At 45.1% G+C, this 26,707-nt stretch carries 26 protein-coding genes and 1 tRNA gene; 17 read left to right on the top strand and 10 right to left on the bottom strand.

All coding sequences use genetic code 11. The features are described 5' to 3' along the window. Nucleotides 1–118: 118 nt before the first annotated feature. Nucleotides 119–982, top strand: coding sequence for an AMP nucleosidase (locus tag PBAL39_RS00280; protein WP_050784287.1), 864 nt, complete (start codon nucleotides 119–121; stop codon nucleotides 980–982). Here PBAL39_RS00280 and PBAL39_RS00275 read toward each other — a convergent pair. Genes PBAL39_RS00275 through PBAL39_RS00260 form a run of 4 tightly spaced genes read right to left on the bottom strand, consistent with a single transcriptional unit; the run spans nucleotide 979 to nucleotide 4,806 of the window. Then, entirely contained in the window at nucleotides 979–1,482 is a 504-nt protein-coding gene (locus PBAL39_RS00275; RefSeq protein ID WP_039865869.1) for a histidine phosphatase family protein, read from the bottom strand. The genes PBAL39_RS00280 and PBAL39_RS00275 overlap by 4 nt on opposite strands. Next, nucleotides 1,442–2,506, bottom strand: a complete 1,065-nt coding sequence (locus tag PBAL39_RS00270; protein ID WP_008237026.1) for a glycosyltransferase family 9 protein — start codon at nucleotides 2,504–2,506, stop codon at nucleotides 1,442–1,444. Before PBAL39_RS00270 ends, PBAL39_RS00275 begins: the two co-directional genes overlap by 41 nt. 3 nt (nucleotides 2,507–2,509) lie before the next feature. Continuing rightward, nucleotides 2,510–3,112: a DUF4254 domain-containing protein gene (locus PBAL39_RS00265; protein ID WP_008237025.1), complete on the bottom strand. Its 603-nt coding sequence runs from the start codon at nucleotides 3,110–3,112 to the stop codon at nucleotides 2,510–2,512. Between the two features lie 17 nt (nucleotides 3,113–3,129). Continuing rightward, nucleotides 3,130–4,806 carry a DNA polymerase/3'-5' exonuclease PolX gene (locus tag PBAL39_RS00260; RefSeq protein WP_039865867.1) on the bottom strand — a complete coding sequence of 559 codons (1,677 nt, stop codon included), beginning with the start codon at nucleotides 4,804–4,806 and terminating at the stop codon, nucleotides 3,130–3,132. Nucleotides 4,807–4,883: 77 nt separating this feature from the next. On the opposite strand from PBAL39_RS00260, the gene PBAL39_RS00255 reads away from it, so the two are divergent. Then, entirely contained in the window at nucleotides 4,884–5,531 is a 648-nt protein-coding gene (locus PBAL39_RS00255) for a hypothetical protein (RefSeq protein ID WP_157273834.1), read from the top strand. Nucleotides 5,532–5,599: 68 nt separating this feature from the next. Here PBAL39_RS00255 and sppA read toward each other — a convergent pair whose 3' ends face one another. After that, nucleotides 5,600–7,375 carry a signal peptide peptidase SppA gene (gene sppA, locus PBAL39_RS00250; protein ID WP_008237022.1) on the bottom strand — a complete coding sequence of 592 codons (1,776 nt, stop codon included), beginning with the start codon at nucleotides 7,373–7,375 and terminating at the stop codon, nucleotides 5,600–5,602. A 57-nt stretch (nucleotides 7,376–7,432) separates the two neighbouring features. On the opposite strand from sppA, the gene folK reads away from it, so the two are divergent. Both folK and PBAL39_RS00240 read left to right on the top strand, forming a co-directional pair. After that, nucleotides 7,433–7,927, top strand: a complete 495-nt coding sequence (folK, locus tag PBAL39_RS00245) for a 2-amino-4-hydroxy-6-hydroxymethyldihydropteridine diphosphokinase (protein WP_008237021.1) — start codon at nucleotides 7,433–7,435, stop codon at nucleotides 7,925–7,927. Between the two features lie 17 nt (nucleotides 7,928–7,944). Then, nucleotides 7,945–8,316: an Hpt domain-containing protein gene (locus tag PBAL39_RS00240; protein WP_008237020.1), complete on the top strand. Its 372-nt coding sequence runs from the start codon at nucleotides 7,945–7,947 to the stop codon at nucleotides 8,314–8,316. A 3-nt stretch (nucleotides 8,317–8,319) separates the two neighbouring features. Here the strand turns inward: PBAL39_RS00240 and pssA are convergent, their stop codons facing one another. Both pssA and rho read right to left on the bottom strand, forming a co-directional pair. After that, nucleotides 8,320–9,078: a CDP-diacylglycerol--serine O-phosphatidyltransferase gene (pssA, locus tag PBAL39_RS00235; RefSeq protein ID WP_008237019.1), complete on the bottom strand. Its 759-nt coding sequence runs from the start codon at nucleotides 9,076–9,078 to the stop codon at nucleotides 8,320–8,322. Nucleotides 9,079–9,100: 22 nt separating this feature from the next. Next, nucleotides 9,101–10,795, bottom strand: a complete 1,695-nt coding sequence (rho, locus tag PBAL39_RS00230; RefSeq protein ID WP_008237018.1) for a transcription termination factor Rho — start codon at nucleotides 10,793–10,795, stop codon at nucleotides 9,101–9,103. 270 nt (nucleotides 10,796–11,065) lie between these two features. Between rho and pyrF the strand changes: the two genes are divergently transcribed. The 4 genes from pyrF to PBAL39_RS25650 are packed head-to-tail and all read left to right on the top strand — an operon-like array spanning nucleotide 11,066 to nucleotide 14,334. Continuing rightward, a complete protein-coding gene (gene pyrF / locus PBAL39_RS00225; RefSeq protein WP_008237017.1) occupies nucleotides 11,066–11,896 on the top strand; it encodes an orotidine-5'-phosphate decarboxylase in 831 nt (276 codons plus the stop codon). After that, nucleotides 11,893–12,795, top strand: a complete 903-nt coding sequence (locus PBAL39_RS00220) for a DMT family transporter (RefSeq protein WP_008237013.1) — start codon at nucleotides 11,893–11,895, stop codon at nucleotides 12,793–12,795. Before pyrF ends, PBAL39_RS00220 begins: the two co-directional genes overlap by 4 nt. A 35-nt stretch (nucleotides 12,796–12,830) precedes the next feature. Continuing rightward, nucleotides 12,831–14,111, top strand: coding sequence for a DUF2851 family protein (locus tag PBAL39_RS00215; RefSeq protein ID WP_008237011.1), 1,281 nt, complete (start codon nucleotides 12,831–12,833; stop codon nucleotides 14,109–14,111). A 1-nt stretch (nucleotide 14,112) separates the two neighbouring features. Beyond that, the gene (locus tag PBAL39_RS25650) at nucleotides 14,113–14,334 is read left to right on the top strand and encodes a PspC family transcriptional regulator (protein WP_008237009.1); all 222 of its coding nucleotides are present in this window, start codon (nucleotides 14,113–14,115) and stop codon (nucleotides 14,332–14,334) included. A 16-nt stretch (nucleotides 14,335–14,350) separates the two neighbouring features. Here PBAL39_RS25650 and PBAL39_RS00205 read toward each other — a convergent pair whose 3' ends face one another. Next, on the bottom strand, nucleotides 14,351–15,001 hold the full coding sequence (locus PBAL39_RS00205; protein ID WP_008237007.1) for an ankyrin repeat domain-containing protein: 651 nt from the start codon (nucleotides 14,999–15,001) through the stop codon (nucleotides 14,351–14,353). 215 nt (nucleotides 15,002–15,216) lie between these two features. On the opposite strand from PBAL39_RS00205, the gene PBAL39_RS00200 reads away from it, so the two are divergent. The 4 genes from PBAL39_RS00200 (at nucleotide 15,217) to PBAL39_RS00185 (ending at nucleotide 19,443) form a co-directional block, all read left to right on the top strand. Then, complete coding sequence (locus PBAL39_RS00200) at nucleotides 15,217–17,868, top strand: DNA translocase FtsK (RefSeq protein WP_008237004.1); 2,652 nt, start codon at nucleotides 15,217–15,219, stop codon at nucleotides 17,866–17,868. A gap of 18 nt (nucleotides 17,869–17,886) precedes the next feature. Then, a complete protein-coding gene (locus PBAL39_RS00195) occupies nucleotides 17,887–18,537 on the top strand; it encodes an outer membrane lipoprotein carrier protein LolA (protein WP_008237002.1) in 651 nt (216 codons plus the stop codon). 36 nt (nucleotides 18,538–18,573) lie between these two features. Next, nucleotides 18,574–19,338: an MBL fold metallo-hydrolase gene (locus tag PBAL39_RS00190; protein ID WP_008237001.1), complete on the top strand. Its 765-nt coding sequence runs from the start codon at nucleotides 18,574–18,576 to the stop codon at nucleotides 19,336–19,338. A 21-nt stretch (nucleotides 19,339–19,359) separates the two neighbouring features. After that, a tRNA-Leu gene (locus PBAL39_RS00185) sits at nucleotides 19,360–19,443 on the top strand. A 292-nt stretch (nucleotides 19,444–19,735) separates the two neighbouring features. Here the strand turns inward: PBAL39_RS00185 and PBAL39_RS00180 are convergent. Together PBAL39_RS00180 and PBAL39_RS00175 are read right to left on the bottom strand one after the other, a co-directional pair. After that, nucleotides 19,736–20,260 (bottom strand): hypothetical protein, encoded by a 525-nt coding sequence (locus PBAL39_RS00180; RefSeq protein ID WP_008237000.1) that lies wholly within the window; start codon nucleotides 20,258–20,260, stop codon nucleotides 19,736–19,738. Nucleotides 20,261–20,353: 93 nt separating this feature from the next. After that, nucleotides 20,354–21,115, bottom strand: a complete 762-nt coding sequence (locus tag PBAL39_RS00175; protein WP_083801677.1) for an immunity 22 family protein — start codon at nucleotides 21,113–21,115, stop codon at nucleotides 20,354–20,356. Between the two features lie 64 nt (nucleotides 21,116–21,179). Between PBAL39_RS00175 and PBAL39_RS24445 the strand changes: the two genes are divergently transcribed. The 5 genes from PBAL39_RS24445 to PBAL39_RS24440 all read left to right on the top strand — a co-directional run bounded on the left by PBAL39_RS24445 (nucleotide 21,180) and on the right by PBAL39_RS24440 (nucleotide 26,705). After that, nucleotides 21,180–21,728, top strand: a complete 549-nt coding sequence (locus PBAL39_RS24445; RefSeq protein WP_008236998.1) for a hypothetical protein — start codon at nucleotides 21,180–21,182, stop codon at nucleotides 21,726–21,728. Nucleotides 21,729–22,472: 744 nt separating this feature from the next. Beyond that, nucleotides 22,473–23,105 carry a TetR/AcrR family transcriptional regulator gene (locus PBAL39_RS00160; protein ID WP_008236996.1) on the top strand — a complete coding sequence of 211 codons (633 nt, stop codon included), beginning with the start codon at nucleotides 22,473–22,475 and terminating at the stop codon, nucleotides 23,103–23,105. Nucleotides 23,106–23,406: 301 nt separating this feature from the next. Next, nucleotides 23,407–23,904, top strand: a complete 498-nt coding sequence (locus PBAL39_RS00155) for a gliding motility-associated C-terminal domain-containing protein (protein WP_039865866.1) — start codon at nucleotides 23,407–23,409, stop codon at nucleotides 23,902–23,904. A gap of 5 nt (nucleotides 23,905–23,909) precedes the next feature. Beyond that, on the top strand, nucleotides 23,910–24,797 hold the full coding sequence (locus PBAL39_RS00150) for a PorP/SprF family type IX secretion system membrane protein (RefSeq protein WP_008236992.1): 888 nt from the start codon (nucleotides 23,910–23,912) through the stop codon (nucleotides 24,795–24,797). Between the two features lie 33 nt (nucleotides 24,798–24,830). Further along, nucleotides 24,831–26,705, top strand: coding sequence for a collagen-like protein (locus PBAL39_RS24440; RefSeq protein ID WP_008236990.1), 1,875 nt, complete (start codon nucleotides 24,831–24,833; stop codon nucleotides 26,703–26,705). The last annotated feature ends 2 nt before the right edge of the window (nucleotides 26,706–26,707 follow it).

The following is a 26,707-nucleotide window of genomic DNA, read 5'->3' as shown; positions in this document are numbered from 1 at the left end:
TGAGCTTTTGCAGGGGAAATACTCTGGGGTGCAGCTGAATTTGTTGATGGTATAGACGGGTTGGTCATAATAAAGCGGAGTAATCATCACAAGTAGTAATTAATAAAAGGAGAAATATATGAATGAAGAATTAGAGGTAAACAAAGATGAAAATCCAGGAAAAAAAAGAAAGAAATTAAAAGAAGTGGAGTCGCCGGTCAAGCCGGGATTGAAAACGAAAGCGGAGATTGTGAAAAACTGGTTGCCAAGGTATACCGGAAGGCCGCTGGAGGACTTCGGACAGTACATCCTGCTCACCAATTTCAGTAAGTATGTACAGATGTTTTCTGAATGGAATGACAATGCACCGATTATGGGGCTGGATAAACCCATGCAAAGTGTGACGGCCAATGGCATTACCATCATCAATTTCGGTATGGGCAGTCCACTGGCGGCAACTATGATGGACTTGCTCACGGCCATTAGTCCAAAGGCAGTCTTGTTTTTAGGTAAATGCGGCGGTTTAAAGAAGAAAAACCAGCTGGGCGACCTGATCCTGCCGATTGCCGCGATCAGGGGCGAGGGGACGTCAAATGACTACATGCCTGCGGAAGTTCCGGCACTGCCTGCCTTTGCTTTGCAGAAGGCGATTTCGACCACCATTCGTGACCACTCCCGCGATTACTGGACAGGAACCTGTTACACGACCAACAGAAGGGTATGGGAGCACGACAAAAACTTTAAGAAATACCTGAAGGACCTGCGTGCTATGGCTGTAGACATGGAAACTGCGACCATTTTTATCACTGGATTTGCGAATAAAATCCCAACAGGTGCCTTATTGCTGGTGTCGGACCAGCCAATGATACCCGAAGGTGTAAAAACGACAGAAAGTGATAGTGCGGTCACCACGAATTACGTGGAAACGCATTTAAGGATAGGTGTAGAGTCGTTAAAACAATTGATCAATAATGGATTAACAGTGAAACATCTTCACTTTTAGTCTTCATCAGAACTCTTTGGATAGTCAAAGTGTTCCATGGATCCGGTGTGCAGACTAGCGAGCTTCCATTCCTCAAATGGAAATTCAATCAGCACCACACCACATGTTGGGATATTATGGAGGTTCGAATTACTCAGGTAATTGGCGAACTCCGTGAATCCCGGATTGTGGCCGAACAGCGCCACGCGCTCAAACTTATCATCCAGTTTATTTAAGATGCTTAAAAGGGTGGAGATATTGGCTTCATAGATGGCGCTTTCTTCCCTGATTTGGCTAAGAGGTTTGTTCCATACCTGCGCAAAGTTTCTTGCCGTGGTTAGGGCCCTTAATGCCGGGCTGCTCACAATAAGTTCCGGAACCAGGTCTTTATCCAGCAGGCGCATGGCCATTTCAGGTGCATTTCTCAGACCTCTGGAGTTCAATGGACGGTCAAAATCAGCCAGGTGCTGGTTTCCCCAATCAGATTTGCCGTGTCGTACTAGTAGTAGTTGCTTCGCCATTTTTAAGTTTATTTAATACTTTTTCAACAACAATTTCTTCGGTCAATTGATTCATACAGGCAAAATCACCTCGGTAGCAGGGGACATTGCCGTATACGGAGCAGGGGCGACAGTACAGGTCGGTCTGCAGGACATTGCTCATGCTCTGCCCATAACCCAGGAAGCCAGCGTAGGGGTGTGTTGCGCCCCATACTGATACTACCGGAATATTTTTGAGTGAGGCGAGGTGCATCCCTGAAGAGTCCATGCTCAGCATTACATCCAGATTGGAGATGAATTTCAGCTCGTCATCCAGCCGGATTTTTCTCACTAAAGATACTATATTTTTGTGCTTTAACGCCCAGGAATCTGCGGTTCTTTCTTCGGCTTCTGTTCCGCCGAAAATAAACAACTGATGGCCGAGTGTTGCAAGCTGAAGCACTACCGCTTCCATCTTATGCAGCGGGTAAACCTTCTGCAGGTGTTGCGCAAAGGGGCTCACGCCAATCCATTTGCCGGCCTTTTCAGGTAGCACTATGGCGTCGAAGTGCTCCGGTTGGGGCTTCCCCAGTTGGTTTTGCAGTTGGAAGGGAAAACCCAGTTGCTGGAATACCGTTGCATAGCGCTCTACGGTCAGGCTCAGAGGGCTCAGTATTTTCCCTTCTTTCCGGGTCAGTTGTTTCTTGTCCTTTCTGCCTTTATCAACGGAGACAGACCTGACACCGGTGAGCAGAAACAGCAAACAGATGATCCTGCTTCTCAGGTTATTGTGGAGGTCTGCCACTGCGCCGACCTGAAGTTTGCGCAGTTGGAAAAACAGTTTCAGGAGTCCGAAGAAACCCTTATGCTGCTGTTTGGGATCAAAGCTGACGAAAGTCACATTAGGAACAGCATCAAAAAAGGGACGAAATAAACCGCGGCTCAGCATCAGCAGATGTTGATCAGGATAATGATCCGTAAATTCCTTCAATATAGGAGCGGTCATCGCCACATCCCCCATAGCGGAAAAACGAATGACCAGAATTTTAGCTGCTGCTTGAGGCATTAATTATTTCGTGTTATACAGGATTGGATTGAGGCTTGGATCATTATACATCTTCATCTGCTTATACACTTTCATGTACTTCAGACCATTGCTGATGTCGCTAATCAGCTCATCCAGGCTGTTGGATAAGTCGGTTCTTTGGTTGAGTAAAATGTTGAGCTTTGTCTGGCAGCTGTTTCTGTGTTCCTCGCTGGCATCAGTACGCTGAGTTTCCTCATTCATATGATAAACCTTCAGTGCCAGTATCGAAAGGCGGTCTACTACCCATGCAGGGCTTTCGGAGTTGATCTTTGCATCCGCCGCGGGGACTACATCCTTATATTCTTCGAGAAAATAGCTGTCTATGTATTCTACCACATCTGTGCGCTCTTGGTTGGAAGCATCGATACGGCGCTTCCATTGCAATCCCTCGACGGGGTCAATATCCGGGTTTCGCACCACATCCTCCATGTGCCATTGAACGGTGTCGATCCAGCATTTCAGGTACAGCAGGTATTCCAGTGTACCGATGCGGTATGGATTTTCAATCGGCTGGTCAATTTGATTGTGCACATGGTAATTATTGATGGCGTCTTCAAATATCTGGTTGCAAAGCTTACTAATCATGCTCAAAGGTAAGATAACTATTTTTTATTGTTGAAGTATTCTGATATATCTTGCAGAGACATGGCATTCAGGCATTGCCCGCGCTCCAGTCCGCCTTTTCTTCCGATCAGGACGCCGTAACGCATGTCGTGAAACCCTTCCCTGCGATGCGCATCCGGGTTGACCGATAGGAGCACACCTTTTTCGAGCGCATAGCGATGCCAGCGCCAGTCGAGGTCCAGCCGCAGTGGGTTGGCATTGATTTCTATGACCACACCATTGGCAGCACAGGCGTCAATCACCTTCGCATAATCAATGGGGTAGCCCTTTCTGCTCAGCAGGAGCCTGCCTGTTGGGTGCCCGAGTATGGTGGTGTAAGGGTTCTCTATAGCCCTGATGAGTCTTGCGGTTGCTTTTTCCTCATTCATGCGAAGGTTACTGTGCACCGAGGCCACTACAAAATCGAATGTTTTGAGGATGTCATCGCTGTAATCCAGTGATCCATCATTGAGGATGTCACTTTCAATCCCTTTAAAAATACGGAAAGGGGCAAGGCGGGCATTCAGCGCATCAATTTCCTGATGCTGGGCATACACACGCTGTTCGTTTAGTCCGTTGGCATAAAAAGCAGATTTAGAGTGGTCGCAGATGCCCAGGTATTCCAGCTGCAGGTGGTCCTTGCAATACAAGGCCATTTCTTCCAGGGTATGTACACCATCGCTCCATGTCGAGTGGTTGTGCAGGCTTCCCTTAAGGTCCTGGTCGGTGATCAATACCGGAAGTTTGTTTTCTTTTGCCAGCTCCACTTCATTCAGCCCTTCTCTGAGTTCAGGGCTGACAAAAGCAAGTCCGGCCTGCTGATAAATTGCAGCCTCATCGCTGAAAGGTCCGGAGCCAGCAAGCACAAGTACGGCAGATACATGATCCGCATTACCCGTCAGACGGAACCAATCGAGGTAAAAGTTGACTTTCTCCACCACATACAGCTGGACTTTCAAGCCATAGCTACTCAGGGCAGTAAAGGTATTGTGCTCATTTTCTTCAAACTGAAGCCCTTCAAAGCTGCTTATCTTTTCTTTTACCTCGTCAATATCAGCAGCTCCAATCACAAATTCCAGTTCCTCGACGATCTCCAGGCAGCGCCTGTACTCGCCCGCAACACCAAGCAGTGGTTCGTCGCTGACGCCATTGAGCCATAGTGCAAGGTCTGCAAATAGTTGATTGACCATAGGTTCCGCATGTGCGTAAAGGAACTTACCCTGCGCAGCCATTTTGAACTCTATGATTTTCTTGATTTCTTCCTGGGTTTTGAGTCCGAATCCCTTTGCCTCAATAAGGCGGTTTTCATTGCAGGCATAATAAAGCTCACCAATATTCTCAATGCCCAGATCTTTCCAGATGACAGCGATTTTCTTAGGGCCTATGCCTTTGATACCGAGCATCTCCACAATACCTTCCGGCGTATTGGCAAGGACCTGTTGCAGGTCGTTCATGGTTCCTGTCTCCAGCAGCTCCCAAACTTTGGCTGACATGCTTTTGCCGAGTCCGTCGATGCTGGCGATCTCCTCCAGGCTTTTCCCCTGAATGGCGTAAGGCAACTTATCCACCTTTAAAGCAGCATTGGCTACAGATTTAATTTTAAAAGGGTTTTCATTGTGCAACTCCATCAATTGAGAAAGCAGTCGCAGGCTACGGGCTATAGTCTTATTTTCCATGGACTGCTAAATTAAATAAAAAGGGCCTATTTTCCGATTAAACTATCCATGGCATGATTTTTTTGAGGTATCGAAGTATGAGACAATTGAATAAGATGATGATGGCATCCTTGCTGCTGGTCGCTGGGTGTGCCGGAGGTGGCGGATCGCGGGATGCATCTGCGCCAACAGCGGTGGAGACACAGGATTCCACGAAAATCATGGATACCCTCGCCGGAAAAGCAACAATGCGACAGGGCGAAAAAAACATTGTTCCAGGAGAATCAATTGGCAGCATCCATCTCGGACAGGATGCCGCACAGCTATCCGATATCCTTGGCAAAGCCGATGATGGTGATGCCGCAATGGGCAAGGCCTGGGGCATCTGGAATCAGGATGGCGGGGGGCAGCTTTCTGTGTACACCAGCTATAAAGACAGTACAGCAGTCGCAAAAGATGTAAAGCAGATTGTCGTTTCCTCTGAGCATTTTGTGACAGAACAAGGCATCCGAAGCGGCAGTAGTTTTGCAACTGTTAAAAAAACATTCCCCCAACTGCAGCTGGCGGAGACCTATATCAATGGAAAAGAAACATTGAAAGTATACGATGACATTGAGCGGGGCATTGCTTTTGATGTTATGAACAAAAATGGAGAAGAGGTTTGTGTAGCGATTACTGTACATCCTGTAAAAACCGCCGTAAACAATACTTACCTGACCATCCACCCTGGGTGGCAGCCGAAATAATATATTCCCCTGGAAAAGAAAATACCCGTCATATGGAACATCAGTTCTGTATGACGGGTATTTTCTTTTTAGTTGATCACTACTTCGTAAGGCATCCTTGCCTGAATACCAGACCTGGTAACCGCAGACTTGATCTGTTGATAGATCAGGTAATTTGCGCCCAGTTCCTGTTTGGCAAAATGTGTTTTTATACGGTCTGTACCATTGTCCATCAGTGACTTCAGCGGGTTGATCACTTCCGGATACTCCACCACCTTATACTCTTTCAGCTTTGCTTTTTTTACAGCCGCAGTGATCGCATCATTGAAACTTCCTGTCCGGTCGGCAAGACCTAAACGCACCGCGTCAGTTCCTACCCATACACGTCCACCGCCAATACTGTCGATATAGGATTTACTTCTCTTACGGCCATCAGCCACACGAGTGATGAAACCATCATAAGTACGGTTGACCTCATTCTGGATGATAAATCTCTCTCCCGCCGTCAATGGTCTGTTTACGCTCATGATGTCGGCATAGGTTCCTGTCTTGACGCCGTCGAAGGTGATGCCCAGCTCTTTGTTGAGCAGCTTCTGGAAGTTCGGGATCACCCCAAATACACCAATAGAACCTGTGATGGTATTGGGTTGCACAAAAATAGAATCTGCGGCACAGCCGATGTAGTAACCACCAGAGGCGGCCACGTTACCAAAAGAAGCGATGACTGGTTTTACCTTTTTAGCGAGGACAATTTCCCTCCAGATCACGTCTGAGGCCAGCGCACTGCCACCCGGGGAGTTTACCCGCAGGACGATTGCTTTCACACTGGAATCCGACCTTGCTTTCCTGATGGTACGGGAGATGCGCTCAGAGCCAATCTGCTCATCAGAGCCCTCGCCGCCAGTAATTTCGCCATTGGCATAGATGACCGCAATTTTATTCTTTCCACTTTTGCTCTTATTGGTGGTGGCAATGTTTTTCGCATAATCATTGATGGAAATGGACGTGATGTTGTCCGATGGATCGGTATCGCTCAGCTTTTTCAGTTCCTCCAGCACCTTATCCTTGTAGGCCAGCTGATCCACCAGCTTATATTTCAGGGCATCATTTGGCTGTTGAATTTTATACTGATCCGCAATGGCATAAAGGCTGTCTGCGTCGATTTCCCTGCTTGCTGAAATGCCGCCAAGGAAGGTTCGGTACAGGCCGTTCAAATAAACCGTGACCTGCTCCCGGTTTTTGTCGCTCATCTTATCATTGATGAAAGGTTCAACGGCACTCTTGTAGGTACCCACGCGAATGATCTGGGCTTCGATTCCAAGTTTCTCCAGCGCACCTTTAAAAAACATGATCTCCGAGCTGAGTCCTTTAAATTCCAAGGCGCCCTCAGGGTTGAGGTAGATTTTGTCCGCCGCGGAAGCCAGGTAGTAGGCACCTTGCGAATAGACTTCGCTATAAGCGATAATTTTCTTTCTACTTTTCCTGAAATCAATCATGGCATCCCTGATTTCCTTCATGTTCGCAAAACCGGCATTTGGGGAGCTGACGTTCAGGTATACACAACGGATGTTGTTGTCTGTTTTTGCGGCGTCCAGTGCCTTGATGATGTCCGTAAAGCCAATGCTTTTTGCATCGTCCCCGCCGATGTAGGGCAGGTCGGCAAGAGGGTCACTGATGGTCCGTTCGGTAATGTTCTGGTCGAGGTTTAGAAAAAGCACGGAGTTACTTTTTACTTCCACCGTTTTATCATCACTGATCGAAGAAACCATGCCGACGACAATAAGAATGGCAAGAATGGTGATCAGGACAAAGGAGACGACGATGCCCACTACGGTTGCAAAAACATATTTAAAAAAATCTTTCATTTGCGTATTAAATATTTTAATTTGTAAATATATGTAAAAAATAGCCCCTGGCTTTGTATGGATTTGGATAGTAAAAAAGTTTATTTGTTACTAGGAAGTAATTTGGGAGACCGTAAAAGTATTGTGGAGCAGGCTATTGAGCAGATTTATTTTAGGATAGGAGACATTTTTGCAATCAGTTCTTTCTATGAGACCGCGGCATGGGGGAAAACAGACCAGCCTGACTTTCTGAATGTAGCGGTGGGAGTGAACACCAATCTGGGACCTATGGACGTGCTGGAACATGCGCTCACCATTGAGCGTGAGCTGGGCCGGGTGCGTCATGATAAGTGGGGCTCACGGTTGATAGATATCGACGTCGTCTTATACGACCAGCTTATAGTAGATGAAGGTATGAAGCTGCAAATTCCTCATCCTCAGATGCAATACCGAAAATTTGTGTTGGCACCTTTAGCAGAAATTGCAGGAGCTGAAATTCACCCGCTGCTGCATAAAAGTATCTCAGAAATATTAGATATATTAGAGGATAATTTGTCTGTAGCAAAAATTTAATTTCATAAGTTTGTTTAATGATCAACCCGAATAAAAATAACGAACCTTTAGATTTAACTTATCTTAGGGACATGTCAGGCGACAGCGCTGAATTTATCATCGAAATGCTCGATTTGTTTAAGGCTCAGACCCCACTTTATATCGCTGATCTTGGAGATGCCATTGCTGCCAAAGACTGGCCCCGTGCTTCAGGATGTGCACACAAGATCAAACCCACATTCGCCTATGTGGGCAGGGAAGATGCGAAGGAACACATGCAGATGATGGAACGCAATGCGCGTGAACTGACCGATGTTGATCAGTTGCCGGCAGCTTATGAGGAGATCTGTAAATTTGCAGACGTACTTTACCAGCAGCTGGATCAGGCAAAAGCCAATTTACAAAAGTAAGTTTTAGCGATTTCTTTTCTTCTTTCCGGAAGTTACTTCAGGTTTCTGTTGTACGGCATTGGTCTGATCAAGCTTATGCTGTACCATAGAAAGAATGATGTAGGCCACAAGGATCAATGGGATCCCCCCATACCGGAACAGTACCAGCAGGAGTACCGAGAGTACGATCAGCATGTATCGGAAACGATTGTCCGCAAATGAGAAATTCTTGAATTTCAGGGCAATCAAAGGTAGCTCACAAATCAGCAGGTAACACATGATGACCACAAAACAGATGAACAGCCAGATGTTCAACGGCAATACCTCAAAATAGAAAGCCTTATTGTCGTAGATAAATGGCACTGAAGCAATCAGTGCTGCATTTGCAGGTGTGGGCAGTCCAATAAACTGGTCCGATTGCCGGGTGTCAAGGTTGAACTTTGCCAGTCTGTAGGCCGAGAATACAGCAATCAGGAACGCGAAGTAAGGCAATAATGGAGTCGTTGTGAGCCCAAAAGAAGTTTTAGGCGCCACCTGAAAAAGGATAATCGAAGGCAGTACGCCGAAGCTCACTACATCCGCCAGTGAGTCCAGTTCTTTTCCCATCGGACCACTTACGTTCAGCAGCCGTGCAGCAAAGCCATCAAAAAAATCGAATATGAGCGCGATGAAGATACATAGACCCGCTGCAATCAGGTTTTGATTGAAGGCGAAGACAATGCCAATACATCCGGCAAAGAGATTTGCAGATGTAATGGCATTGGGAATTTGTTTTTTTATCATTGAAGAGAAACTTCAGGTGTAATTAGCTGTTCATGGAAATCAGGAACTCCTCGTTAGACTTGGTGCCTTTGATCTGTGCCTGAACAAACTCCATTGCTTCCTGAGCGTTCATGTCTGCAAGGTGGTTACGGAGGATCCAAACCCTTTGCAGCGTATCTCTGTCATGCAGCAAATCATCTCTACGTGTACTTGAAGCGGTGATGTCAATTGCAGGGAAGATACGTTTGTTGGACAGTTTACGATCCAGTTGAAGCTCCATGTTACCAGTACCTTTGAATTCTTCAAAGATCACCTCATCCATTTTAGAACCTGTATCTGTCAGGGCTGTCGCAAGGATGGTCAGTGAACCACCACGTTCGATGTTACGTGCCGCACCAAAGAAACGTTTAGGTTTGTGTAATGCATTCGCATCCACACCACCAGAAAGTATTTTACCAGAAGCAGGAGCGGTAGTGTTGTATGCTCTTGCCAGCCTGGTGATCGAATCCAACAGGATGACCACATCATGGCCACATTCCACCAGTCTTTTTGCTTTTTCCAGTACGATGTTCGCAATCTTTACGTGTCTGTCTGCAGGCTCATCAAAAGTAGAAGCAATAACTTCTGCCCTTACACTTCTGGCCATATCTGTAACCTCTTCAGGACGCTCGTCAATGAGCAGGATGATGAGGTATACTTCAGGGTGATTTTTAGCGATCGCATTAGCAACTTCTTTCAGCAGGTTTGTTTTACCTGTTTTCGGTTGCGCCACGATCAGACCACGCTGGCCTTTACCGATAGGAGTAAACAGGTCGATGATCCTTGTAGAGTAGTTATTGGTTTCCGTGAAGAGGTTTAATCTTTCCGTAGGGAACAAAGGCGTCAGATAGTCGAACGGTACGCGGTCCCTCACATCAGCAGGTAAACGTCCGTTGATGGTTTCCACCCTTACCAATGGGAAATATTTCTCTCCTTCTTTAGGGGGACGGATGCTGCCTTTTACCGTATCACCCGTTTTTAGTCCGAATAACTTAATCTGCGACTGGGATACATAGATATCATCCGGGGAAGACAGGTAGTTATAATCTGCAGACCTTAAGAAGCCATAACCATCCGGCATGATTTCCAATACCCCTTCATTGGTGATGGTATTGTCGAAATCAAGGTTGGAGTAGCTGTTCTCGTTTTGTTGCTTCTGGTTGCTGTTATTGCCATTGTTACCGTTGTTGTTGCCCGGATTTTTAGGTCTGTCTTCTCTTTGCTGTTTTTGTTTTTTCAGTTCAGGAGCAGCAGCAGTTTCTGTCTTTTCCTCAGCAGGGGCGGTAGTGGCAGGTTCCGGCGCTTCGACAACAGCAGCTTCAGCTGGAGCTGCTTTAGCCGTCTTTTTTTGCTCTTCTTTTATCGACGAAATCGGTGCATGTTCGGCATCAAACAATGAAGCCCTGTTAAAGGGCATATGCGTAGGTTCATCACCTTCCTCTTTCGGGGCAGTGATTCTGGTCCTTTTACGTGCAGGTTTTTCTGAGGCGTTGGTATCTTTTACTGCTTTCACTTTTGAGGCTTTTGCAGGTGCAGCATCCGCTACAGGAGCGGTGTCGGCTTGTTGTTCTGTGATTTGAGCGATAATTTCAACAAGCTCTGCTTTTCGCAGCTCATCAGCATTTAGGATGCCTTGAGCTTTAGCAATCTCACGCAATTCGGCTGTGAGCTTTTCATTTAATTCTGTTTTATTAAACATTATATGGGTGTAGAGAAATTTTTAAAAAAATATCTATCCGACGAACAAGTCAAAAAATGCAATTATAAAAGTTGATATGGAACAAAATTTTATTGAGATTTTCTGGAATGGTCAGATAAACTTTAGGGAATTATGTTGCAATTGTATGTATTTGTAAATTAATCTCCAAGTAAAACAGTAAAAAAAATAAAAATATTTGTTTTAAAATTTTTATATCCGGTCGGATTTCAAGCGTAAAATTGGCATCTTTGTGCTCAAAATTAAGCGTAGATGAATAAAGAACAGCTATTTGAGCAGATCAAGCACAAGAAATCTTTTTTGTGTGTGGGCTTGGACCCGGTACTGGAGAATCTCCCGAAACATTTGTTAAAATATGAAAATCCAGTCCTGGAGTTTAACAAACAGATTATTGATGCCACCGAAGATTTGTGTGTCGCTTATAAGCCGAATACTGCTTTTTTTGAATCTATGGGCCTGAAGGGATGGGAAACGCTTATTAAGACCTGGCAATACATTCCCAAAACGCTCTTCAGCATTGCTGATGCCAAAAGAGGTGATATCGGAAATACCTCTGCTATGTATGCGGAGGCTTTTTTCAATGAATCAAAGTCGGACATGAGCTTTGACGCGATTACAGTTGCGCCATATATGGGTAAAGATTCTGTAGGCCCTTTTTTGAATTATAAAGATAAATGGGTAATCCTACTGGCGCTGACCTCAAATGAGGGGCACAGTGATTTTCAGCTGCACGATACTCCTGAAGGCAAACTGTACGAGTCTGTCATCAAAACATCATCCACCTGGGCAAGTAGCGATCAGCTGATGTACGTTGTAGGTGCCACCCGCGGTGCCGCTTTTGAGCACATCAGGCAGCTGGCACCGGACAATTTCCTGCTGGTTCCCGGAGTAGGTGCACAAGGCGGAAGTCTGGCTGATGTCTGTCAGTACGGACTGAATGACCATTGCGGACTGCTGGTGAATGCCGGGCGGTCCATCATCTATGCGGGTAAAGGCGAAGATTTTGCGGAGCGTGCACGTGAGGAAGCCTTAAAGTTACAACAGGAGATGGAGCAGATCCTACTGGCTGCCCAATTGATATGACCAGAAAGATAGATGTAAAGCTCCTCGGTGCTTTACTTGGAGTGGCCCTCATCTGGGGGACCACCTATTTGGGTATACGCGTTGCTGTGGAAACCATACCTCCCTGGTTTGTGGCGGCAATCAGGCAATCTATAGCCTCTCTTATCCTGTTTGCGATCCTCCTGCAGCGCAAGGAGCTGGCCTGGAAGGGATGGCCGCACCTGAAACGTCAGATCATACTTTCCACACTGATGGTTGTTGTGGCCAATGGGATGACCACGGTTGCCGAACAGACGGTGCCCAGTGGGCTGACTTCCCTGCTCAACGCCATGAACCCATTATTTATTTTTGTCGCTTCTGTGGTGATCGGTATGGAGCGGGCCTCCGTTAAAGGGATCGTAGGACTGTTGTTTGGCTTCGCCGGAGTGGCCTTCATCTTTCGCGATGGTGTCGCGGGACTGTTTGATCCCAATTACCAGGTGGGCATCCTGTTTATCGGTATCGCCCTGATGGGATGGACTGCAGGGACGATCTATGTCAAAAAGAACCACCATAAGTCGGAAAATATCTTCCTGGACCTCTTTTATCAGTTTGCTTTTTCGGCGGTAGTGCAATTTATCCTTGCCTTCATTTTTTCCAGTTCTACAGATACTTCGGGATGGTCGATGCGCAGTTTTTCCGCTGTTGCCTACCTGGCCATCTTTGGTTCCGTCATCGCCTTTTTCTGTTACCACTATGCGCTGAAGAAAGTCGCACCTACGGAAGTTTCCATTTTGTCCTATTTTAATACTGTAATTGCCTTGTTTCTAGGCTGGCTTATCCTGGATGAGCGCATTACCATCGATATCGTTATCGCCACTGCCCTGATTATACTGGGTGTAGTCATCTTAAATTATAAAAAAGGAAAGCCCGCTTCATAGTGATCATTTAATTCTTTTGAGTTAAGTTCGGTGGGATGGTTTTTTCAGAATATTTATTGCATTTCGCCTGGCAGTTCAGGTTGTATGAAGGACTCGTTCAGCGTTGTGCTGGTGGCGAGGAGCTGCGGATACTGAGTCCTGGCCTTCCAAATCAGCATGCTGGCCCTGATTTCAGCGCAGCAAAGATTGGTGTATCCGGTCTCGTCTGGGTTGGGGATGTGGAGATTCATATCCGCTCTTCAGACTGGCTGCTTCATGGGCACCAGCATGATCCTGCCTATGATACCGTGATCCTGCATGTAGTTTACGAACATGACCTGGATATTTACCGCAACGATGGTACACTATTGCCTGTGCTGGTATTAAAGGACCTGCTGTCCGCTGAGTTTTTATCGCGTTACGAGCAGATGATCCTCTCTATCGACGCCTTTCCCTGCGCGGCACATTTTGGCAATGTTCCTTCTTTTATTGTGAGTCATTTTTTATCAGGGCTGATGGTGGAGCGACTGGAGATGAAGGCCGACCAGTTGCTGGAGAAGGTCGCCTTGATGAAGGGCGACTGGGACGAGGCCTTTTACCAGTTGCTGGCGAAGAGTTTTGGCTTTAAAGTGAATGAGGTGCCATTCGAGCTGTTGGCGGGCGTGCTGCCCCAGAAGATGCTATTGAAACACCTTGGTTTCCCCCTTCAGATCGAGGCCCTGGTATTTGGTCAGGCTGGTTTTCTTTCAGGAACTTTTAAAGATCCCTATCCTTTATCCTTACAGAAGGAGTATCGCTATCTAAAGAAAAAATATGCTTTAGGGCCAATTGACGTTTCCACCTGGAAGTTCCTTCGGATGCGTCCACAGAATTTCCCAACACGGAGGCTGGCACAGTTCTGTGGTTTTATCATGCAGAGCAGGGCACTTTTCTCACGCTTTCTGGAGATCGATAACGTGCAGGAGTGTGTGCAGCTGCTCAGTGGAATTCCAGTTCAGCCTTACTGGGTGCATCACTATCACTTTCAGAAGGAAACTAAAAAGAGTAGTGTGAAGTTCGGGCTGCCGGCAGTGTACCATCTGCTGATCAACGTGGTCTGTGTGCAGCTCTATGCCTACGGTAAACATATGGGGCAACCTTTTCTGATGGAGCGGGCCCTGTCGTTCCTGGAGCAGATGCCTCCGGAAAAAAATGCAGTAACGCGTTTATATGAAGAATGTGGAATGGTTGTTGCACGTGCCAGCGATAGTCAGGGATTGCTACAATTAAATAAATTCTATTGTCGTCAGAAAAAATGCTTAAATTGTGGTATCGGAGTCAAAATCTTAAATAAATAAAATGTCCCAGCGAATCATAACTTTTTTTGAAAAGCGCAGCTTTGGGGTCTGTACCTACCTAGCCGAGCGGTTAGATATCTCCATTAGTAAGATCAGGTTGTTTTTTATCTATTCTTCCTTTTTGGCTGTTGGTTTTCCAATCATCTTTTACATGCTTGCGGGCTTGGTACTGGACGTTCGTCACTATGTGAAGAAAATCCGTCTCCGCATTTGGGATGTATAAAGCTCAGGGGAGGGTTTTACAATTGAAGAATGGCTGCAATTTCTGTAAATCCCTTTTCTTCAGCCAGGTCAGCAGGTAACTTACCACCTTCCATACGCGTATTCAGTTCAGCCCCATGTTCCAGCAGGAGGATGATGATTTCGATCTCGCCCAGTTGCGCCGCCGCATGGAGTGCCGTAAACCCAGCTTGCTGTTTGACGTTAACTTCTGCACCCGCTTCCAGCAACATTTCAGTAATTCCGTAACTTCGTGCCGATACTGCGGAATGGATCGGATAAACATTGAACCCGTTATTGGCAGGAACGTTTACTTCGGCACCCTTAGAAATGAGCAGCCGGCAGAGGTTTTCATGCCCAAAGTAAGCAGCCAGTCCGAGCGGCGTAAAGCCATCTTTGGAAAATGAGTTGACATTGTCGGGGTTCAGCTGAAGAAAGTGATGTGCCTGATCATAGTTGCCTATCGCACACCAGTCGAACAGCGTAAGCGATTTGGAGAACTGTGCAATGATGTTCGCAATTGCAGTTTTTTTGTAGTAGCAGGCTAGCAACACCGGAGAGATGCCAAGACTGGTTTCTTTCTCTGCAAGCTCAGGATTTTTGCTGAGCAGGTCGAAAATCTCTTGCTTCTGATCTCTTTCTATTAAAGTTTCGAGCTGTTCGGAATTCATTTTTTAGATTTGTTGATTAAATTTCTGAAATAAAATAACAAATTTAAAATCAAAACATCCAATGGTTGTAGATAAGTTGTAGAGAATAACAGGCGAATGTGGAAAAAGGAAGCTAAATTTCGGTCGATGGCGTTAATGAAGAATGTATTTATATATAACTTAGTACATACAACTATATGTTTTATATTTGTTGATTATAATATTAGTAGAGAAAAATGTCGGTAAGGGGAAATCAATTCAAGTCCAACTCGTTTAAGAATGAAGCGGGAGAAAAGCAAGGTTCAAAAGCATCAGCAACCAGGCCTGCAAGAGCAAAGATCGACATTATGCCCCGCCTGGATTTTCAGAACGGACGGTTGTTTAAGATCATCGGTCTGGTGTTTGTCGTTTTATCCCTTTATTTTCTGATTGCTTTCACCTCTTACCTGTTCACCTGGCAGGAGGACCACAGTTATGTGATTGATGCAAACGGAGGGTGGAGCAACTTATTTAAAACTTATGAAGAGCTGCAGCAGGTCAATATCAATCCGGTAGTTTCCAACTGGCTCGGTAAGATCGGTGCTTTGCTGTCGCATCAGTTCATTTATGAGTGGTTCGGCCTGGCATCATTTCTATTCATTTTTGTTTTCTTCGTGATCGGCTACCGACTTTTGTTCAAGGTCCGGATTTTTGCAGTAGAGAAGACTTTGGGTTACAGCCTTTTCTTTTTGTTGTTTATTTCGCTTACCCTTGGTTTTGCACATTCATTCATCAGTGATACGCCACATTTCGTGGAAGGAGAGTTTGGTTACTGGACCAACAAATTGCTGCAGGCGCAGATTGGTAAGGCCGGTATTGCGGGACTGATCGCTTTCCTGGGGCTGACGATCTTAATCATCGCTTATAATATTGACTTTAAATTACCGGAGCGCAAAAAAGAAGAAGCTCCTTTACCCGAAGCTGATGGCAATGTGGAGCTGGAAGACGAAATCCGCTCGGAGCCTGTTGAGTTTACACTGAATGATAAACTGGGCCGTGCACGCAAGCAGGAGCAGAACGTGGTACTCAGACCTGACAGGGTAGAAGAGGCGCAGGAATTACAGGATCGCCGTGAGCGTCCTGATCGTTCCGAGCTTCAGGATCGCCGTGAATCAAAGGTTGTTGAAGATGTACCTGCATTTGTGCCTTTCGCACCACCGGTAAATCTGATGAATACGCCGATAGAACTGACGCCGACGGTAGCGGAAAGCCCAATGGCAATCGAGCCTACGAAACCTGCAGAGCAGGCGCCAAGGGAAGCTGAAGTGCCATTGCAGCTGACCATTGAAAAGACGGAGGAGGAGCAGAAAGCAGACGAGCTGGTGGAACAGTTCGGTAACTACGACCCTACACTTGACCTTTCCAGTTACAAATATCCAAACCTGGAGCTGCTGGAGAACTATGGCTCCAACAAAATCTCGGTGAATGCGGATGAGCTGGAGGCCAACAAGAATAAAATCGTAGAAACCCTGAACCACTATAACATTGAGATCGACAAGATCAAGGCCACCATCGGGCCGACGGTCACTTTATATGAGATCATTCCTGCACCAGGGGTAAGGATTTCCAAGATCAAAAACCTGGAGGACGACATCGCCTTAAGTCTGGCAGCGTTGGGGATCAGGATCATTGCACCAATGCCGGGTAAGGGTACCATCGGTATCGAGGTACCTAACATGCATCCGGAGATGGTCTCCATGCGGAGCATCCTGGCGACAGAGAAGTTCCAGACGACCACTATGGACCTGCCTATTGCATTAGGTAAAACCATTTCCAATGAGGTCTACATTGCCGATCTGTCCAAGATGCCCCATTTACTGGTGGCAGGGGCCACAGGTCAGGGTAAATCTGTTGGTATCAACTCTATTCTGGTTTCACTGCTGTATAAAAAGCACCCTTCACAATTGAAGCTGGTATTGGTGGATCCGAAGAAAGTGGAGCTTACCTTGTTTAACAAGATTGAACGTCACTTTCTGGCGAAACTTCCTGGCGAGGCTGATGCGATCATTACCGATACCAAGAAGGTAATAAATACGCTGAATTCGTTATGTATAGAAATGGATCAGCGTTATGACCTGCTGAAGGACGCGATGGTCAGGAACCTGAAGGAGTACAATGAGAAGTTCATCAAAAGAAAACTCAATCCTAATAATTCGCACCGTTTCCTGCCTTACATCGTCCTGATTGTCGATGAGTTTGCCGATCTGATGATGACCGCAGGTAAAGAGGTAGAAACCCCAATTGCGAGGCTGGCACAGCTAGCGCGTGCGGTAGGGATCCACCTGGTCCTGGCGACACAAAGACCTTCAGTAAACATCATTACCGGTACCATTAAAGCCAACTTCCCGGCAAGGCTTGCCTTCAGGGTATTGTCGAAGATTGACTCGAGGACCATCCTTGATAGTGGTGGTGCGGATCAGCTGATTGGTAGGGGGGATATGCTGTTATCTACAGGGAATGACCTGATCAGGTTACAGTGTGCCTTTGTGGATACGCCGGAGGTAGACCGCATCTCTGATTTCATCGGTGCCCAAAGGGGATATCCTGAGGCTTATCAACTTCCTGAATACGTGGATGAAAATGCAGAGAACGCCAAACTGGAGTTTGATCCTAATGATCGGGACTCTATGTTTGAGGATGCCGCTCGATTGATCGTGATGCATCAGCAGGGTTCTACCTCACTGATCCAGCGTAAGCTGAAACTGGGCTACAACAGGGCCGGCAGGATCATCGACCAGCTGGAAGCTGCGGGGGTGGTTGGCCCGTTTGAAGGTAGCAAGGCGAGAGAGGTGCTGATCCCTGATGATTATGCTTTGGAACAGTTCTTGAATGACCTGAATAACAATTAAAACATAATTGAGACGGAAATGAAAAAGAGAATATGGTTATGTCTGGTTGCGATCGCAACCACATTTGCAGGTTACGCGCAGACGGATGCAAAAGCTAAGGCGATCCTTGCCGGAGTCAGCAAAAAATATCATACTTACGACATCGTGAAAACTGATTTTACCTTTACACTGGACAACCAGCAGGCAAATGTCAAGGAAACTCAGCAGGGCACGTTGTATGTAAAGGCAAAGGCGAATAAATATAAGGTATCCATGACCAACCAGGAGCTGTATAGTGATGGGAAGAGTCAGTGGACCTATTTAAAAGAGGATAAAGAGGTTCAGGTCACGGATGTTGATCCTAGTGGTGATGCATTAAACCCGGCCCAGATCTTTACGGTTTATGAGAAGGGGTTTAAGTACCTTTATACGGGAGAAAGCAAGTTGGGAAGCAAGGTTTACCAAATGATAGACCTGACGCCCCTGGACGCTAAAAAGTCGTATTATAAGATCAGGCTGAAGATCGACAAAGTGGCTAAACAAATTGCCAACGTACTGATCTTTGATAAAAATGGGAACAGGTATACTTATAATGTGAAAACTTTCCTGCCAAATGCAAAGGTGCCGGAAACAACATTTGCTTTTGATCCCAAGAAATATCCTGGTGTGGAAGTGGTAGACCTGCGGTAAATAACTAATTGAGTATATGGTAGCGAAAAATCTGTTTTGAAGGTTACATTTTTAGGTACAGGCACTTCCCAGGGCATTCCTGTCATCACCTGCCAATGTGTAGTTTGCCAATCCGACGATCATAAAAATAAACGCTTAAGGGTATCTGTACTGATAGAGACAGACGATAAGACGATTGTGATTGACAGCGGACCGGACTTCAGGTATCAGATGTTACGCGCAAAGGTGAAAGACCTGGATGCAATTCTCTTTACGCATGAGCATAAAGATCATGTGGCTGGTCTGGATGACATCCGCCCTTTCAATTACCTGCTCAAAAAGAATATTGATATCTATGCTACTGAACGCGTTCAGGATGCGCTGAAAAGAGAATTTTCCTATATTTTTTCTGAACATCATTATCCGGGATTACCGCAGATAGATATTCATACGATTACCAACGAACCTTTTTTTATCGGCAAGACAGAAATCATTCCTTTAGACATCATGCATTATAAATTACCAATCCTGGGTTACCGGATTGGGGATTTTACTTACATCACGGATGCAAAAACAATCTCGGAGACCTCTGTTGAAAAAGTAATGGGAACCAAAATATTGGTAGTGAATGCCTTACAGCATGAACAACACATTTCGCACTTTACCCTCCAGGAAGCGATTGACTTTTCGGCCAGGATAGGAGCGGAGCAGACGTATTTTACCCACATCAGTCATAATCTGGGTTTACACGAGGACGTGGAAAAAGAATTGCCAAAAAATGTGAAATTAGCTTATGATGGATTGACGATATTCTCAGAATAAATATATATTTGCAGAACAATTACCCGGGTGGCGAAATTGGTAGACGCGCCAGCTTGAGGGGCTGGTGCTGGCAACGGCGTGGCAGTTCGAATCTGCTCTCGGGTACATTACAAACACTGAAAAGCCTGTAAATTAATAACTTACAGGCTTTGTGTTTTTCAATCTCAACCGGTTTTCTATCGGTCTTTATCCATGAAAGTACGGTTTCAATGAACTCCCTTTCGAAAGCCTCTGGATTTTTCGAAGTATTTTGAAATCAGGCTATCCCATGTACTACCCATTCTATCAAGAAATACATCATTATTAATTATATTACTATGCTCTGGCCGTACTGTTTTATGGCCAGGCGGCTATTACATTCAAATGCTTATGGACATAGAATTGGTTTTTTGCCACATTATTCATAATAGTTTTTAACTCCAATTCCAATTGTCCAAAAGTTTTTTGCTTTATTCAGATCTTCATTCAGCCAATCTTGATTTCCTTTATATTCATTGTCGGCTTTCATTTCAGCAATACTTTCCTCAACGGTTTTTTCAGTTAATTGTCGCCAAATTCCTACCGAAATATTTAAAAATGCATAACAATAGTCAGCTTCACTGTCATCTATTTCACCATCATTTTTTTCGGTAAGAATTTGAATAAGTTTATTCGCTCCAATTTGAAAAGGGTTATGTCCATAAATCGAAAGCTCGGTTTTTTCTGGAAATGGTCCGTACAGGAACTCTATAAACTCTGAATTTCCTTCGCTGTCAAGGTCAATACGGAATTCGTATTCGTCGTAAAAAAGTTGTTTTAAATTTGAACTTTCCGAAGGGGATCCTAATAATTTCTCAATGTCCGATTTAGATTGCCCCAATGAAAGTTTTCCAATGTTGTCAATTTCAATTCCGTCTAATGGTAAAATTTCAATTTTGATCATTTTAATTAGAATTTTTAAAATTATTTATAAAGATTTGAACCTAGTTGTGAAGCAGGTATAGTATGTGCCTGGAATGTGCTCTTTGTATAAATGCTACCCCGTAGCAAATTCTGCGATAAAATCCATGCCCAGCGTTTTGCTGATTTCCTCAATATCGATTTTGAAACTATTGTCTGCTGACAATAAAAGTACAGCGTGTGCTGTTGGGGAAATTCCCATGTGATCTAAATTAAGAACCATCCGCTCCGCGAGATCAAAGTCTTGTACTTCCAGCATGATGGTTTCGTCGATCCTCTTTTTTTCTTTGCTGTAATGGAAGTTGAGGCTATCAATCTCCTTGCCTTTCAGGCCAGTACTTTTGATGATTTCGGCCTTCGAAAGCTTAACAGCTCCGATCCATAGGTAATGGCTCTTTATGGTTTTTGAGCCTGCGGGCATTTCTGGATTGTCCAGCTGACCGAGATGTTTTAATAGGGTAGGCTGTGAGGTCTTTTTCAGTTTTAAGTTGTCCTCATGATAGGCAATCACCGCATTACAGTTTTCGATCTTATACGCTTCGAATAGTTTGCTGAGCTGTTGGGAATCGACATGGAGATCTTTTGCAATTGTATCTGCATCAACCAGGTGATTATAATACTTAAAAATCATCATATCTTCGTCATACGTGTCGATATCCAGATCTTTGCAGAACTGGCATCTCAAATTTGGTGACGGCTCGGCATCTTGCTCCTCATTTCCCGTTGGTAGTTCATGATCATATTTCGCCCATGCCTTTAGGTACATGCTTTGGTCAAGATAAGTCTCCAGTAATGAATTCGATGCTATTTGTCCGGCCCATAGATGTGTGCTTTTCATTAGTTCGTAAGTTATCAGCTAAAATTAAGGATAATAAATCACGATGTTGTGATATCTTTTGAAAATGGCTAACTTGGTTTTGGTTTTAACGGATATGGCGAGTCTAATAAATATTATCATCCCCTTGGAAACTTTCTTTGGCGAGTTTGAGCTACTCATTAATAAGTCAGCAATGCACGTTTACATTGAAAAGATAGTTGGAAAAAACGTTGTCCTAAAGAGCGTTGACCAGAAAGAAGATCTTGTGTTGAAGGAAGCTGAAAGGTTCTCAGCGGCTTATATCACTTCCGTCAAATTTCAAAAGGATGGTGATCGCAGTATTTTTGATGATGATTTTTGCGTTCATGCCATTGTCGTGCTTGGCGGAAGGTCCACAGCAGATGAACTCGAAAACCTGAGCTTAAGGGTGATCTCCAAAAACCCCGATAAGAATATTAAAAGTTTTGTAAGCAAATTACAACAGCAGCTAAAAAAAAGTGATCAGTATGGGGTAGGGGTAGGAAGCGGAGGATTGTACAGCAAAACATTTTATCATGTTCAAGAGGTCGTTGGCAAAACCTTGTGGTTCGATTTTGAAAGGAAATCGAGCCCGCTTGTAATTGATGCACATTAAACTGGTCATCGTCTTCCGATGGAGTTGCACTAATTTTAGGGTAAGGCCATCCAGCACATTTGCGTCGTGGTGTTTAACAAGCTATAGCGTATAAATAGACCTTCCCTACACGAAACTGCCTAACTCAATTTCTTTGCTTTGATCTCCGAACTTAACGCCTTGAATCGTAAATAGATTGGAAGAAAGCCTATGAAAATCGTACAGGCGGGAATAAACAATGCTATGTTACCTTTTTTGTAATAAAAATAAATGGCGGCTGCGATGACAAATGGCCAAAGGATACAAGCTGCAATGAGTATGCCTTTGAAAAAGTCTCTTTGTTTGGTTAGTTGTTTGAGATCTTGTGAGGTAGTTGGGTTATTAGCTGTCATTTTCTAGTTATTGGTTTGGTTCGGAAACATTCTTGAATATTTTTATTTCGGGTTGAGGTTACAACAACTATTTCCACGTAGCCTGTCATACCATCTATCGGCATCCTGGTGGTGGATAATTTCTCTAGATTTAGCAACCTAAGCATAAGCAAAAATAATAAATATTATTTATATCACAAATATGTGATATAAATTTATCATTGATTTTATATCTAGCAGTCAGCTGGTTGTGTTCATCATAAATCTGGTTGTGTTCCTTATAAATACTGATGACCTAAAGCTCGTCCCTAAATAAAAAGGTAAGCAGTTTCTTTGTACGGCGAATCTTTGACGCTGGCTCAAAAAATTGCAAATTGCACCAAAGTTGATTCAAATGGCAAGAAAAGTGACGGATGGCCCTGTTAGGAACAAGGAGCGCACCAAGGAAAACTTGATTACTGCACTTGGGGAAATCCTGAAAAAGGATGGTTTTTCCGGTCTGAGCATCAGCAGGGTCGCGGAAAAGGCAAAGGTGGACCGGAGATTGATCTACGATTATTTCGGTGGATTGGAAGGATTGGTGAAAGAATACCTCAATAACAATGACTACTGGAACATCCATCCCGAAGAAATCGGTAACATTGTTGAAGCCAGTAAAGCCGATACCGGGAAAGCACTGGCATATCGGGTGCTGGAAGACCAGTTCGACAGTCTGATGAGTAGTGAGGAGATGCGCCGTATTATCACCTGGGGGCTGAGTGAAAAACTGCCCGTTTTAAAGGAACTGGACTTGAAGCGTGAGAATATTGGTGATCAATTGTTACGTGAGGTTTTCGATGATACCTTTGATCATACTGATAAGAACTTTAGGGCAATGTACGCGATATTGATGGGTGGGGTATATTACCTAACTCTGCATAGCAAAATGCAGGAAAATCCGTTTTGCGGAATAGACCTTCAGCAACCTTCCGGTCAAGAGCAGATCAAGAAGGCGCTCATGCAATTCATCGAGCTTGTTTACACCTGATATTTTGTATTATTTGGGAATGTAACCTGAACGGTGTCATTCAAATTAACGCCTCTCAGAGTCCTCCATTATCCTGAACGATGCTATCACCAAGATAAATTAATCAATCCGCAATAAAGAATAAATAGGTATAACTGCCAGCCTTGTGCCTTTGTTCAGGTCAGGCTTCACCCCACGAACCTGAAACACCGGCAATGATGAGAAATGTCCAGCAGTGGCTAATGTAAAGATCAAGGGTTAACCCTTGATTCGGCAAAGATGATTTTTTGCAAATTTGGGAAAACCAAACTTTTTCTTTTACATGCAGTCAAAATCTATGCGCTCCTTAATTATCGCTCTCCTTATAAGTGGCAGTATCCAGGCACAACAGAACACTGTCGCTGCTGGTGGCGAAGCTGCTGGTAGCGCGGGTACAAGCAGCTATTCTATTGGACAGGCTTTTTATACGATGTTATCGGCGGGCAATGCTTCGGTGGGAGCGGGTGTGCAGCAAACGTATACTGAAGCCTTCAGCACGACTAACCTCAAGCAGTATGTGCTTAATGTGCTTTCTCCAAATGGCGACGGCAAAAATGACACCTGGATCATTAGGAATATAGAGGAATATCCCAATAACATGGTTTCGGTTTACGACCGTTCCGGTAGGCGTGTCTTTAACGAGAAAAGCTATAAAAACACTTGGGATGGAAGTTACAGAGGTACATTACTGGCAGAAGGGGTCTATTTTTATGTAGTCGAGTATGGTAATGGTTTTCCGCCTTTAAAGGGAGCCTTGAACATCTTATACAGACAAAATTAATCATCATGAAAAAGTTAAACTTATTGATTTTTTTCTTGCTGATGCAGAGCCTGTCCTATGCGCAATTGAATTCCCTGGGGAGTATGTATTTTCAGAACCGCTATCTTGCCAATCCCGCAATGGCAGGGACTATTCCTGGGTTCGAACTCAATGGCGGCTATAAGGCACAATGGACCAAAATAGACGATGCCCCCGTCCTCTCGGCGGTCACCGCCACCTATGGTTTACCCAGTGAAAGAGTGGGCTTGGGTTTAATTTTTTACAGCGATAAAGCTGGCGCCATCCAGCAGGTGCAAACAAAAATTACCTACGCATACCACATTCCGCTCAACGCAAGCGAAAGTTACCTGGATTTTGGTTTATCGGCTGGTCTGATGGATCAAAGCATCGATTTTAATCGGATAAATGCAGATTTTGAGGATCAGGTGCTTTATGATTTTAACAAGCAGCGCGCTTATTTTGACGGCGATTTGGGCGTGGCCCTTCGCAAGGATCAGTTGACAGTAGAAGGGGTGATACCAAATTTAAGAAGGTTTCTGAAAAGGGATGACCTTCGCCGGTTGAGCGAACGCAATACATTCCTTGCATCGGCGTCGTATAAGTTTCTGAGTAATGGGCAATCAGTTAGTGGCATAGAGCCTCGATTGGTGTATCGTGGCCTCGAAAATTTTGGGGATATCCTCGATCTTGCCCTCAACCTCGGTTTTGCTTCTGACAAGCTGACGGTGAGTTCTGTATACCACAGTACGGGCAACTTCACATTTGGCATCGGTGCCACGTATGCAAATTCCTTGTCGATCCTTGCCCAATACACCACCAATACCTCAGCATTAAGACGCTATACCAATGGCGAATTTGAGGTTGGGCTCAGGTATCGCTTTCTAAATAGATAATCAATAATAGAAATACGTCTCAATTACATAATTATGATAAACTTTTACAAACCTATTTTTTGCTCATTGTTATTTTTGCTGGTCAGTATAGGCCTTTATGCTCAGGCACCAAAGAAAATCAGTTACCAGGCAGTTGTTCGCAATAATACCAATAAGCTGGTGGTCAGCCAGAGAGTTGGTGTAAGGATCAGTATCCTTCAGGGTTCTGCAAACGGCAACGCCGTGTATGCAGAAACACAAGGGCCAACTTCTAATGCTAACGGGCTGATCAGTTTAGAAATAGGCTCTGGTACACCTGTTTCCGGAACTTTTTCGGGAATCAACTGGGGCAACGGCACCTATTTCATCAAAACTGAAACTGATCCGAATGGTGGCAGTAATTATGATGTTGTTGGTATCTCTCAATTGATGAGTGTGCCTTATGCTCTGTATGCCGAGACATCCGGAAGTTCGACTCCCGGACCTAAAGGAGATAAGGGTGATAAAGGGGATGCCGGTGCGGCAGGAGCAGCTGGTTTGCCTGGTGCTACTGGCTTGCCTGGTGCCGCTGGTGCTACCGGTGCAAAAGGTGACAAGGGCGATAAAGGGGATATGGGTGTAGCAGGAGCAACTGGTTTACCTGGTGCCGCTGGTGCTACCGGACCTAAAGGAGATAAGGGCGATAAAGGGGATCCGGGTGAAGCAGGAGCAACTGGTCTGCCTGGTGCCGTTGGGCCTACTGGTGCAAAAGGTGATAAGGGCGATAAAGGAGCTACAGGTGAAGCAGGTGCAACTGGTTTACCTGGTGCCGCTGGTGCTACCGGTGCAAAAGGTGACAAGGGCGATAAAGGAGCTACAGGTGAAGCAGGAGCAACCGGTTTAGCTGGTGCCGCTGGTGCTACCGGACCTAAAGGAGATAAGGGCGACAAAGGGGATACAGGTGAAGCAGGTGCAAATGGTTTGCCTGGTGTCGTTGGGCCCACCGGTGCAAAGGGTGATAAGGGCGATAGAGGGGATACCGGTGAAGCAGGAGCAACTGGTTTGCCTGGTGCCGTTGGGCCTACCGGTGCAAAAGGTGATATAGGCGATAAAGGGGATACCGGCGCAACTGGTGAAGCAGGTGCAAAAGGAGATAAAGGGGACACAGGAGATGGTCTTGCCAATGGTACTAACGGAGGACAAATTTACCTTACAAGTGCTGCAGCTCCCTTTTCAGCACAAGTCCCCTCTACAGTGACTGGCGATATAAGGATTAATAGTACTGCCGTTACCACCATTGCTGCCAATGCAGTAACCAATTCAAAAATTGCAGATGCTTCGGTTACCATTCAAAAGATTTCTGCCAGCGGTGAGGCAGGATCATCTACGTATTTACGTGGTGATGGCACCTGGGCCGCTCCTTCATCATCGGGAGGTGCGAGCCTGCAATTGTTTGCGACAAGCACTCAATCTCAACTGAAAAGGCCATTTGGCTATAGCCGCTATACTTTCAATTACAATAGTAAAGTGAGCGGTGCAAATCAGGCTGCGTGGACGAATAACAATACCTATACTGTCCCTTCAGATATGGGCGGGCTCTACAACATCAATCTTGCCATGATCGTCACCAGTATAGGTTCTTTCAATAGTTACATTCCATATCCTGAAATACAGGTTACCAGTGGTGCTAGCGTTCGATACTATTACGGTGCGGGATCTGGTTACTCTGCTCTTCTGGTAGGGAACGGTACAGACGCAACTGTAATCGGTTCCCCTAGTCCAGAGCATATATCTTACTCAAGGGGTACCCTAAATGTAACACTCCCCCTTCAATCTGGTGATGTTGTCAAAGTTTTTTACAGGGGCAATGCAAGTTCCAACAGCGCCACAGCACAAGTCGATTTTAGTACAGATGGAAGCAGTTACCTCAGCATCATTAAGTTGAATTGATC

The sequence above is a fragment of the Pedobacter sp. BAL39 genome (assembly GCF_000170795.1).
GTDB lineage: Bacteria > Bacteroidota > Bacteroidia > Sphingobacteriales > Sphingobacteriaceae > Pedobacter.
Note: the sequence above shows the minus strand (reverse complement) of the source record. Positions and strands in the feature narration are given on the sequence as shown.